The organism is Oerskovia douganii, assembly GCF_015142735.1.
Classification (GTDB): domain Bacteria; phylum Actinomycetota; class Actinomycetes; order Actinomycetales; family Cellulomonadaceae; genus Oerskovia; species Oerskovia douganii.
The window spans coordinates 66,035-77,149 of the sequence record NZ_JACSPN010000009.1; the positions used below are offsets into that span (position 1 = coordinate 66,035).

Annotated in this window: 10 protein-coding genes and 1 tRNA gene; all 11 read right to left on the reverse strand. The window is 69.2% G+C overall.

All coding sequences use genetic code 11. The features are described 5' to 3' along the window. Positions 1-370: 370 nt before the first annotated feature. The 11 genes from H9623_RS08885 to aroH all read right to left on the reverse strand — a co-directional run bounded on the left by H9623_RS08885 (position 371) and on the right by aroH (position 11,037). On the reverse strand, positions 371-2,011 hold the full coding sequence (locus H9623_RS08885; protein WP_193719699.1) for an APC family permease: 1,641 nt from the start codon (positions 2,009-2,011) through the stop codon (positions 371-373). A gap of 9 nt (positions 2,012-2,020) precedes the next feature. Beyond that, positions 2,021-3,421, reverse strand: a complete 1,401-nt coding sequence (locus tag H9623_RS08890; protein WP_193719700.1) for a glutamate decarboxylase — start codon at positions 3,419-3,421, stop codon at positions 2,021-2,023. A 185-nt stretch (positions 3,422-3,606) separates the two neighbouring features. Continuing rightward, entirely contained in the window at positions 3,607-3,996 is a 390-nt protein-coding gene (locus H9623_RS08895) for a hypothetical protein (RefSeq protein WP_191790356.1), read from the reverse strand. 587 nt (positions 3,997-4,583) lie between these two features. Further along, positions 4,584-5,390 (reverse strand): transposase family protein, encoded by an 807-nt coding sequence (locus H9623_RS08900; RefSeq protein ID WP_193719701.1) that lies wholly within the window; start codon positions 5,388-5,390, stop codon positions 4,584-4,586. 134 nt (positions 5,391-5,524) lie between these two features. After that, complete coding sequence (locus tag H9623_RS08905; protein WP_193719702.1) at positions 5,525-5,854, reverse strand: hypothetical protein; 330 nt, start codon at positions 5,852-5,854, stop codon at positions 5,525-5,527. Between the two features lie 166 nt (positions 5,855-6,020). Further along, positions 6,021-6,590, reverse strand: coding sequence for a phage integrase central domain-containing protein (locus tag H9623_RS08910; protein ID WP_193719703.1), 570 nt, complete (start codon positions 6,588-6,590; stop codon positions 6,021-6,023). A 507-nt stretch (positions 6,591-7,097) separates the two neighbouring features. After that, a tRNA-Pro gene (locus tag H9623_RS08915) sits at positions 7,098-7,174 on the reverse strand. A 366-nt stretch (positions 7,175-7,540) separates the two neighbouring features. Next, positions 7,541-9,127 carry a ribosome biogenesis GTPase Der gene (gene der, locus H9623_RS08920; RefSeq protein WP_193719704.1) on the reverse strand — a complete coding sequence of 529 codons (1,587 nt, stop codon included), beginning with the start codon at positions 9,125-9,127 and terminating at the stop codon, positions 7,541-7,543. 73 nt (positions 9,128-9,200) lie between these two features. After that, positions 9,201-9,902: a lysophospholipid acyltransferase family protein gene (locus H9623_RS08925; protein WP_193719705.1), complete on the reverse strand. Its 702-nt coding sequence runs from the start codon at positions 9,900-9,902 to the stop codon at positions 9,201-9,203. Further along, on the reverse strand, positions 9,899-10,678 hold the full coding sequence (gene cmk / locus H9623_RS08930) for a (d)CMP kinase (RefSeq protein WP_321575358.1): 780 nt from the start codon (positions 10,676-10,678) through the stop codon (positions 9,899-9,901). Before cmk ends, H9623_RS08925 begins: the two co-directional genes overlap by 4 nt. Then, a complete protein-coding gene (aroH, locus tag H9623_RS08935; RefSeq protein WP_193719706.1) occupies positions 10,675-11,037 on the reverse strand; it encodes a chorismate mutase in 363 nt (120 codons plus the stop codon). The genes cmk and aroH overlap by 4 nt, the downstream gene beginning before the upstream one ends. Positions 11,038-11,115 lie beyond the last annotated feature (78 nt).

Sequence of the window (11,115 nt, forward strand, 5' to 3'; positions counted from 1 at the left end):
CACTGCCCAGCACCAAAGCGCTCGAGGCGGTGGGTGCCGACCCGCCGGGTCTATGTCGACCAGGGCGTGACCGGCACCCACCGCGACCGTGTGGGATGTCAATCTCTGATGAGCTGGCGCGAGATGCGTACCTGTGTGGGTGCTCCATCGACGAGGCGTAGACGTTGCTCTACGAAACGACAATCGAGCTGGGGCTCCTGCTGAACTGGTCCCAGCTGCTGCATGACCTGGCCCACGACGCGTACACAGCGTTTCCCACGACCAACAACGACACCTGGACGTAGAGTCGCTGCGCTACATAGTCATCGAGCCCAAGATCGGCCTGTTCAAGCCCGCGCATGTCGGTCAGCTCGGCACCTTCGAGGAGCGGCTAGTGCAGTTCTGTCGACTGCGAAGGTGGCGGGCTCGCTGCCCCTTGCGCAGGTGGCGGGTTCACGAGGACACCCTCGGCTGCTGTTTCGTGTTCGGCCGCGGTCCGTTGGTCCCAGGACGGTTTGCGCATGGCGTAGAAGAGCAGCGGCGGACCACCGAGGACCACTACTACGGCGGCCACCACGAAGGGGTAGGCGGCGGGCGGGACCCCCGTGAAACCCTCGGGCGGCACGAAGGCCAGCACGAAGGCCGTGGCGCAGGCGACGAACCCCAGACCCGCGACGAACTTCATCGCGGGTGTCCGGTAGGTGCGCACCACGTCCGGCTTGGAACGTCGCAGCCTGATCGCCGCGGCGAACATCAGCATGTACATGATCAGGTAGAGCGCAGCCGCCATGTCGATGAGCGCGATGAACGCCGTGTTGATGTTCGGGATGACGATGAACAGCAGGGCCAGGACCGACACCACGATCCCCTGGACCCCGAGAATGCCCACCTGCACACCTGCCTTGTTGCGCTTCTGGAGCGAGGGGGGCAGCAGGCCCGTCCGGGCCGCGGCCAGCAAGCCACGCGACGGACCGGCGATCCAGGTGACGACGGACGCGAACGCTCCCAGCGCGATGAGCGCCGAGATCGCGGTGACCGCCCACGGCATGTTCCACTTGTCGAAGAAGACCTCAAACGCGAGATTGATGCCGTTGGTCAGCCCCAGCTCCTTCTTGGGCACCGCGACCGCCATGGCGATCGTGGGGAGGATGAAGACGAGCAGAATGAGGAACGTCGCGATCGCGATCGACTTGGGAAACCCCTTCCCGGGATTCTTCAGGTCGTTCGCGTGGACGGCGTTGACCTCCATCCCCGCGTACGCGAGAACGTTGGAGACCACGAGGACGATCGACGCGATCCCGGTCCACGGCGGGATGACGGCGGACGCCTCCAGCGAGGTCTCCGACTTCTCCCCGGTCGCAAGCCAGATCGCACCGAGCACGATCAGCAGGACGGCAGGGAACAGAGTCCCCAGGATGCCGCTCCACGACCCCACCTTGGCGAACAGGTTGCCGCCCTTGAGCGTGATGAGCGTCGACCCCCAGTACAGGACGAGGATCACGACCGCGGTGTACAGGCCGTTGCTCGCCAGCCCCTGGTTCCCGATCACGAACGACAGGCTCGCTGCGATGAAGGCGATCTGCGTCGGGTACCAGACCACGTTCTGGATCCACTGGAGCCAGATGGCCGTGAAGCCCAGCCGGTTGCCGAAGGCCTCCCGGACCCAGGTGTACACGCCCCCCTTCCACCCTGTGGCCAACTCCGCGGCCACGAGGGCCGTCGGCACGAGGAACACGATCGCGGGGATGACGAAAAGGGTGATCGACCCGAGGCCGTAGGCCCCCATGGCGGGGAGCGAGCGCAGCGACGCCACGGTGACGACCGTGAGCATCGCGAGCTGGAACACCGACAGGAAGGCCGTCGCGGTCGCGGCCGGCGCGCCGATGGCGGGCCCGGTGTGCTGCGGGTCCTTGCCGTACGGGTGCGGAGCGACGTGCTCAGGACCCGGTGCGTGGGTTCCGTCAGCCCGGACGAAGGGACCGCGGACGGCCTCCTCCGACCGGGTACGGTCACCCGGCTGGTTCGTGGTCATGACGCCCCCTCAGTGGTGGAACCCTGGGTGCTGTCCCTCGACGGGCATCGGCCCCGACAGTGCTTCGAGGTAGTCCACCTCGGTGCGCAGGTCGTCGATCAGGGCGTACGCGAGGTCCATGCTCAGGCCGTTGCGCACGACGATGCGCTGGACCGTGAGCGTCTCGAGGTCCGCGGGCATGGGATAGGCCGGGACCAGCCACCCCTTGAGCCGCAGCCGGTCCGAGAGGTGGTAGAGGTTCCAGTTCTTGCCGTGCCCCTCGGCGACGCTCCAGGCGAAGACGGGGATGTCGCTCCCGTCGTTCCACAGGTCGAACTGCGGCATCTTCGCGATCTCGCCCGAGAGGTAGAGTGCGACGTCCTGCGAGGCCTGCTGCACCTTGCGGTAGCCCTCGAACCCGAGGCGCAGGAACAGGTAGTACTGGAGCAGCACCTGCGCACCCGGGCGCGAGAAGTTGAGGGCGAACGTCGGCATGTCGCCGCCGAGGTAGCTGACGCGGAAGATCAGGTCCTCGGGGAGCGACTCCAGGTCGCGCCAGACGACCCAGCCGAGCCCCGGGTAGACGAGCCCGTACTTGTGCCCCGAGGTGTTGATCGACGCGACGCGCGGGACGCGGAAGTCCCACTCGAGGTCCGGCTGGAGGAACGGCGCGATCATCGCGCCCGAGGCCCCGTCCACGTGGATGGGGACGTCCAGACCCGTCGACTCCTGGATCCGGTCGAGCGCCGCCGCGATCTCGGTGACGGGCTCGTACATCCCGGTGTACGTGACCCCGAGGATCGCGACGACCCCGATCGTGTTCTCGTCCACGTACTTCTCGAGCTCGAACCCGTCGAGCACCTTGTGCTCGAGCGAGATGGGGACGTAGCGGGCCTCGACGTCCCAGTAGTTGCAGAACTTCTCCCAGCAGACCTGGACCGCGCTCGACAGCACGAGGTTGGGCTTCTCGGTCGACTTCCCCGCGGCCCGGCGCGCGTGCTGCCAGCGCCGCTTGAGCGCGAGCCCGCCCAGCATGGCGGCCTCCGACGACCCGATGGTCGAGGTCCCGATCGTCCTCGCCGGGTCCGGCGCGTTCCACAGGTCGCCGAGGATCTTCCAGCACCGGGTCTCGATCGCGGCCGTGGCCGGGTACTCGTCCTTGTCGATCATGTTCTTGTCGGCCGTCTCCACGTACAGCCGCTGGGCGTACGGGTCCATCCACGTGCCGACAAACGTCGCGAGGTTCAGGCGGGCGTTGCCATCGAGCATCGCCTCGTCATGGACGATCTGGTAGGCCGTCTCGGGAAGCGACTCTCCGGACGGCAGGACGTTGCGGGGGAGCTCGGTCGCCTCGCCGGGGCGGGCGAACAGTGGGTTGAGCGCGACGACGTCGCGCTCCTCGGACTCTGCACCTCGGGCTGATCCAGACATGTTCATTACCTTTCGTCGGACGGTAGTCGGCGGCACCGTGGTGACCGCCGCATGCCGTTGAAACGCCGCCATCGGGCTCATAGGCCAGCTCGTGTGAGAACTCGCCGGGCGACGGGCAACCACCGATCCGGGGTTGCGGATGCGTCGAGGCCCGCCAAGAACGCGGACCGAGGCCTGCCAGGAACTCAGGCTGTAGGGAGCGGTGCGGACGCCTCACACGACAGCAACAGCTCCGGGCTGCTGCGACGAGCGAGGGCGCGCCACTTCCGAACGAGGGGGTAGAACCTGAGCGCGCCGCGAGGAGTCGTTCGCGTCGCGTGCCCCACGGTCCTACGCAGCTGAAAGACGAGGATGAGCGTCCCGGACCAACTCACCTTGTCGCTCGCCAGCACCTCGGCCGCCGCGAGCAGGCACGGGGCGTGCGGGTCGTGGCCGAGCATGTGGTTGACCGGAGCCGCGTCGTGATGTTCGTGCTGGTCGTGGTGTCCGGCACCGTTCCGGAGCAGGCCGCCGACGCCTCTCTGCGTGGCACCGGTCGTGACCTCGTACCCGAGTGCGCCGATCTGATCGGCCACGAATCTGGCCTCTCGCGGTGCATCCGCACCTTTGCCAGAACGATCGAGATGTCACCCTGCGTAACCATCAGCATCTCCTTTGCCGTGGGCTGTGTTATTCACGGTTGCAGACTCTTCCTGGACTGGCCACTTCTGGAACGCGAGGAAAGGCTTCAAGGTGGAGGTCAAAAGACCGCTCCGATCGCGGCGAGGACTCCTGCGTCGTCGACGAGGTCTCTCGTGGCGCGCGGCCAGCCGTGTTGGCGTTGCCGGTGGAGAACCGGAAACACAAGGGTTCACCAGCCCAGCCAGACACCCGAGTTGCTCACACCGGCCGAGGTTGCGCGCCTGTTCCGCGTCGCCCCTGTCGCAAGGTGCACGTTCCCCCACCGCAATGCGAGTGCCTCCCCGATTCGCATCCCGGATCCAAGGAGCAGATCGACCAGCACGGCCAGATTGAGGGACGGGGCGGGCCCGAGACGCCTCGCCGAGTCAGCACGCCATCGGCGCGCGGCGTCCCGCAGAGCGTGGATCTCGTCCGTGGACAACGCCCGGGGCTGGCTCCTTCTCTTGGGTGGGACAGTGTGGTGTTCTCACCAGCGGTGGTGTCACCTGCTTCCTCGTTGAAGGTGGAGTAGGACGAGGGCTGCGGCGGTGATCTCGGTGATGCGGGCGGGGTCGAGGGTGATCAGGCGTAGGGCTCGCCAGGTGTTCTTGATCAGGGCGTTGCCGCGTTCGGCGACGGCGCGCAGGCTGGTGAGGAGCTTGTTGCGGGTGACGTCGTCGACGTGCGCGTCGGCCCTCAGGCGGTGGGGGTGCCAGATCCCGATCCCTGCGCCTTGATAGCCCTTGTCGGTCAGGGTCACGATGCCGGCCGCGGCGGCCGGGTAGAGAGCGGGCAGGACGTGGGTGCGGGCTGCGGTGATGTCGTGGGTCGAGCCCGGGCACACGGGCGAGACCCACACGGGGTACCCGGTCGGGTCGCACACGACCTGGACGTTCCCGCCGTGGCGGTGGTGCTTGCCCGAGTACCACGAGTCGGCGCCGGTCGGGTTGCGGGGCCCGTGCAGCTGGGCGATCGGGACCAGGGTGCCGTCCAGGCACACGAACGGCCAGTCCTCTTGTTTCGCGATGGCGAGGACCTCGTGCAGGCTCGGGGCGTGGGCTGCGATCACGTCGATGGCCTCGTGCAGGTACCGGTAGCCGGTCGCGAGCGAGATCCCTGCGTCGATCGCGAGCTGTCGTATCCGTGTGGCGTCCTTGAACCAGCGCAGCACCAAGATCGCCTGCGTGCGGGCGGTCGCGACCCGTTGCTTGGGGCGCACGTCGTGGGCGCGGCGGTGGGCGCCGATCCACCGGGTGACGACCCTCAGGGTGTGAGCGGGCACGTCGAGGCTGGCACGATAGGTGATCAAACGGGACCCCAGGATGTCGCGGTTGTGTGTTTGGCGACTTACATCCTGACGCCCGGGGTCCGCCCACAAAGCTTCCCGGACACCGAACCTGCTGGTCAGCGCGCCATCACACCGTCAGCCCTGGTGAGAACACGTCATTGCTCTCCTTTGAGTGTGAACCACATGGATTCGCCGTCGATGTTGACGGTCGTGACATCACCGATGCTGTGCCCGGTCGGAAGCTCGATGACCTGGCTGATCGGTGCGTAGATCGCTGAGCACAGCGAGCTCTTGGCAGCGAATGTCGTCACCTCTATGGTCGACGGGTCGTCCCACGTCACGGAGTCCGGCACGGGAATGCAGCCAGCGCTGCCCCACCCGGTCAGCGTCAGGCGCGCAGGGCTGACCGTCTCGTCCAGCAGCGCATACGTGGCTCCTTGCAGCGGTGGCTCGATCGTGCTCGAGTCAGCGATGGTCTCGACCACGATGGAGGTGGGCGAGGGGCTTGGTTCTCCCGACCCCGCCAAGGAGCAGCCCGAAAGCACGAGCGAGAATTGGAGCGCTACCAGCAATCGTCGAGCCACGCGTGCGATGCCCCCTGACATGGTGACTTCATCGTCGGGAGCACAGTGACAGGCACGGCACCCATGTTCAAGCCCGACACGCCACACGGGCTGGTGAGAACACCTCAGTGGTTCGCTCGGCAACGTTCACACCCTCGATCGCACCCATGCGGATCGCGTAGTCCAGGATCCGCTTGACGAGGGACCTGCACTTGCGGCGCTTGTCATTCAGGGAATGTTCCGCACCGTCGGCACCACGGATGGACGCCAACCACTGTTCCAGCAGCGGAGTGGTCAGGTCACGCAACCTGAGTTGCCCGATGACGGGTACCACGTCGACACGCAGCAGCCGTAGGTCCTGCTCCACTGTCTGAACCCGCACCCGTCCACCAGGGGCGTGAGCCTCCTCCATGCGCAAGGTGACCCACAGGCGGGCCACCGTCTCGAACAATGTGTTCGCAGTCAGGTCTGTGACGCTGTCCGCGCGTCCGCTGTTGGAGTAGAACTTCCTCGCCCACGCAGTGATCGCGGCGGCGGGCGAGTCTTCGGTGACCTGGATGCGATGCTCTCTCCCGTCGCTATCGCTTCCACGGGCATCGACCCTCCAGCGCCCGGTCGCGGTCTTCTTCGGGACCAGGGCACCGTGCGTGCCGGGCAAACGCTGAGGTCTTCCACCATTACGCATCATGACGACCGCCGGGTCAGGTCCAGCGGTCGATCGCCGCCAGACATCGAAACGAATGTGGGCTCCATCGTGACCAAGTAGGCCCCGTCTGGCCATCGTCCTGCCGGTACCGCAACCTGCTACCGCCACGTAGATCACACGGACTGGCGCTGGATGCGTGGAAGGGGTGGCTGACATGGCGGGACGAGCCATGGTGGGTGGCGAGATCGCTCACGGTGAACAAACGGTGGTTGCGGGTCATGCCGTCTCTATGCGGCGGCCCAATGGCTCCCCTCACGGCGTGTTGCCACAGGCGAGCGCGGGGACCGTCGGCCTCGCACTGGATGCCGCACCGCTGCCGAGAGCCGCAGAGTCCAGGTTTGTGGAGACGTCGCCGACGCCCTTGCACTGCCGTGACGTGACGCCACGTGCCACTTGTGGAGGCTTCCAACGACGAAGCCCAGGTCGGGAGGATGAAAAACACCTCCTGACCTGGGCTTTTGGTCGGGCTGACAGGATTTGAACCTGCGACCCCTTGACCCCCAGTCAAGTGCGCTACCAAGCTGCGCCACAGCCCGTGAGCCCCGGGGGGCTTCACCAGCCCTTCAGGGCCGAGAGAAACAATACCCCACTTTGGGCGGTGTCCGTGCATCGTCGCTGGTGAGTGGCACAGGTCACGCGCTCACAGGCCGGATCCGGCCGCCCTTCAGGGCGGGTCGAGGCGGGTCCCAGCCTCGCCTCGGCGCCGGGTAGGCGGTCAGGGTCAGCCGAGCAGGGGGTCGTGGTGCGCCGTCCCACGGTCTCGGACCACGGCTACCTGCTCGGCACAGGGCCGGAGACGCCCAGGAGGGCCGCACGCGCCTCTCCGGCACGCACGGCCCTCCCGTGTCTCTAGGCACCTCACACGCCCCGCAGGAGCCCCTGCAGGGCCCGCCGGGCGTCCGTCAGCGCTTGCGCTTCTCGCGCACGCGCACCGAGATCTCGATGGGCGTGCCCTCGAAACCGAAGGTCTCGCGCAGGCGACGCTCGATGAAGCGGCGGTAGCCGGCCTCGAGGAAGCCGGTCGCGAAGATCACGAAGCGCGGCGGGCGCGTGGACGCCTGGGTCGCGAACAGGATGCGGGGCTGCTTGCCGCCGCGCAGCGGGTGCGGGTGCGCCGCGACGAGCTCGCCCAGGAACGCGTTGAGGCGCCCGGTGGGGATGCGCTTGTCCCAGGACTCGAGCGAGCGCTCGAGAGCGGGCACGAGGCGGTCGGTGTGCCAGCCGGTGCGGGCCGAGACGTTGACGCGCGGCGCCCACTGGATCTGCACGAGGTCCTTCTCGATCTCGCGCTCCAGGAAGGGGCGGCGGTCCTCGTCCATGAGGTCCCACTTGTTGTAGGCGATGACGAGGGCACGCCCGGCGTCGACGACCTGGGAGATGACGCGCGTGTCCTGCTCGGTGAGCGGGACGGAGGCGTCGACGAGCACGACGGCGACCTCGGCCTTCTCGATCGCGGCCTGGGTGCGCAGGGAGGCGTAGAAGTCGGCGCCCTTGGTCTGGTGCACGCGGCGGCGGATGCCTGCGGTGTCGACGAACCACCACGGGATGCCCTTGAGGAGCACGAGCTCGTCGACGGGGTCACGCGTGGTGCCGGCGACGGAGTCGACGACGACGCGGTCGGAGCCCGCGACCTTGTTCAGGAGGGAGGACTTGCCGACGTTGGGGCGGCCGACGAGCGCGACCCGGCGCGGGCCGGACGGCAGGACGACGGCGTGCTCGGACACGAGCGGCAGGGCCTTCATGGCGGCGTCGAGCAGGTCACCGGTGCCGCGCCCGTGCAGGGCGGAGACGGGGTGCGGCTCGCCGAGGCCCAGGCTCCAGAGCTCGGTCGCGTCGGCCTCGCCGCGCGCGCCGTCGACCTTGTTGGCGCACAGCACGACGGGCTTGCCGGACTTGCGGAGCAGCTTGACGACGCGCTCGTCGGTGGCCGTGGGGCCCACGGTCGCGTCGACGACGAACACGACGGCGTCCGAGAGCGCGATCGCGACCTCGGCCTGCTCGGCGACGCGCGCCTCGATGCCGGCGACGTCGACCTCCCAGCCACCGGTGTCGACGAGCGTGAACTGGCGTCCGGCCCACTCGGCCGGGTAGGAGACGCGGTCGCGCGTGACGCCGGGCTTGTCCTCGGTCACGGCCTCGCGGCGACCGAGGATGCGGTTGACGAGCGTGGACTTGCCCACGTTGGGGCGGCCGACGATCGCGAGGACCGGCAGCGGCGCCTCGGGCTCGAGGTCCCCGTCCTGGTCGTACTCGCCGGACAGGAGCGCCATGTCCTCGTCGGCGAGCTCGTAGTCGGCGAGGCCTGCGCGCAGGGCGCGCTCGCGGCTCTCGTCGTCCTGCTCGTCGCCCTCGACGGGGACGAAGGGATCGATGGAGTCTTCAGGCTGCCCGACGACGTCGCTCGCCTGGTCGATCGTCTCACCGGGGGTCTGCGACACCTCGTCGAGGGATGCCTGGGCATCGGGCTGTGCGTGGTCGGGTGTGGTCATGGCGACCATTCTCCCAGCAACACGGCAGTTCTCCGAACGAGATCCCCGAGCGACACGCCCGGAGTGCACGACGTCACTCGCCGGGACGTCCCCCGGGGAGGGTGCGCTCGGGTCCGTCGACGGGCAGGGCGATCCCCGAGCGGTCCACGGCACCGGTCACGAGCGTGGCGAGCGCGGTCCGGATCTGCTCGTTGGCGGCGTCGAGGGCGGCCTTGCCGCGGACGCCGGCGGGCTTCTCGACGAGCAGCGGCGCGCCGAACTCGACGTAGAGGCGTCGACGGAACCCGGGGACGCGGTTGAGGCCGTCGCCCGTGCGGCGCGTGCCGAGCACCGCGACGGGGACCACGACGGCGGGCCCGTTGAGCGCGAGCCAGGCGACGCCGGCGCGTGCGGACGTCGCGTCGCCGCGGCCGCGGTTGCCCTCCGGGAACACCCCCACTCCCCCGTCGCGGCGCAGGACCGCGAGCGCCGTGACGAGCGCGGCGCGTCCCCCGCGCCGGTCGACGGGGATCTGCCCGGCCGCGCGCAGGATCCACCCGACGGGCCCGACGAACATCTCCTCCTTGACGAGGACGTGCAGGGGCCGGGGCGCGACGCCCAGCACCAGGGGTCCGTCGACGAGTCCCGTGTGGTTGGCGGCCAGGAGCACGGGTCCGGTGGCCGGGACGAGGTCCGCCCCGACCACCCGCGTGTCCCAGACCACGTGCGCGAGGAAGCGCCCCACCCACCGGGACCAGGCGGGCCCGGCGGGAGAGGGGACGTGCAGGGTGCTCACCGAGCGGTCCCCTCGCCCCCCGTGGCGTCGTGCGTCGTCGTGGTGGCCATGACCTGCTCGACGACGTCGAGCACGGCCTGGACGGTCTGCTCGAAGTCCAGGTCGGACGAGTCGACCGTGACGACACCGTCGGCCGCGACGTGGAACTGGGAGACGGTCGAGTCGTCGCGGTCGCGGCGCAGGACCTGGTCCTTGGTGGCCTCGACCGCGGCCGCGTCGGCCGCGCCGTGGACCTCGAGCGAGCGGCGCGCCAGGCGGGCCTCCTCGCTCGCGGTCAGGAGGATGCGGACGTCGGCGTCGGGGGCGACGACGGTCGTGATGTCGCGCCCCTCGGCGACGATGCCGCGCCCGCCGGAGAACGACGCGTCGGCGGCTGCGGCCGACGACTCTGCCGCGATAATGACGCGCTGGAGGCGGCGCAGCTCGGCGCGGACCGCGAGGTTCGTCGCGACCGCGCTCACGGCCGTGGAGATCTCGGTCGTGCGGATGGCCTCGCCGACGTCGGTGCCGTCGACGTGCACGGTGGGCGCGGCGGGGTCGATCCCCATGACGAGCGGCATGACGTCGACGGCCGCGGCGACGGCGGCCTGGTCGGTGAGGTCGACGCCCTCCTCGAGGCACCACCACGTGGCGGCGCGGTACATGGCACCCGTGTCGAGGTACGCCGTGCCGAGGCGGCGCGCGACGGCGCGCGAGACGCTCGACTTCCCGGAGCCGGAGGGCCCGTCGATCGCGACGACCAGCCCGGGCGCGCCCTGGCGCGCTCCCGCGCTCACTGGGCCAGGTCCTTGCGCAGCGACGTCGCCCCGTGCAGGTACACGTGCTGGACGTCGGACCGCGGGGTGTCGAGCTCGGCGTGCGCCATGAGGCGCACCACGCGGGGCAGCGCGCCGGGCACACCGATCTCGACCGCGCACATCAGGGGCACGTCGCCGAGCCCCATCTCGCGCGCGGCCGCGGCCGGGAAGTCGGCGACGAGGTCGGGCGTGCAGGTGAAGAAGATCGAGATGAGCGACGCGGTGTCGATCTCGTTGGCGTCGAGGACGGCCTGGACGAGCTCGCGCGTGCGCTCGAAGAGGTGCTCGCGCTCGTCGACGTCGAGCTGCGTGGCGCCCCGGATGGCCCGGACGGGCATGGGTGGTACTCCTTCGTACGGGAGGAACGGACGGTGCCGGGCGTCGCCCCGGGATCGCGCGGACGCGCCTCCCGGGGC

Coding starts and splice junctions, on each gene's coding strand:
- H9623_RS08885 (WP_193719699.1), bottom strand. CDS start 2,011: ATGACCACGAACCAGCCGGGTGACCGTACCCGGTCGGAGGAGGCCGTC.
- H9623_RS08890 (WP_193719700.1), bottom strand. CDS start 3,421: ATGTCTGGATCAGCCCGAGGTGCAGAGTCCGAGGAGCGCGACGTCGTC.
- aroH (WP_193719706.1), bottom strand. CDS start 11,037: ATGCCCGTCCGGGCCATCCGGGGCGCCACGCAGCTCGACGTCGACGAG.
- der (WP_193719704.1), bottom strand. CDS start 9,127: ATGACCACACCCGACCACGCACAGCCCGATGCCCAGGCATCCCTCGAC.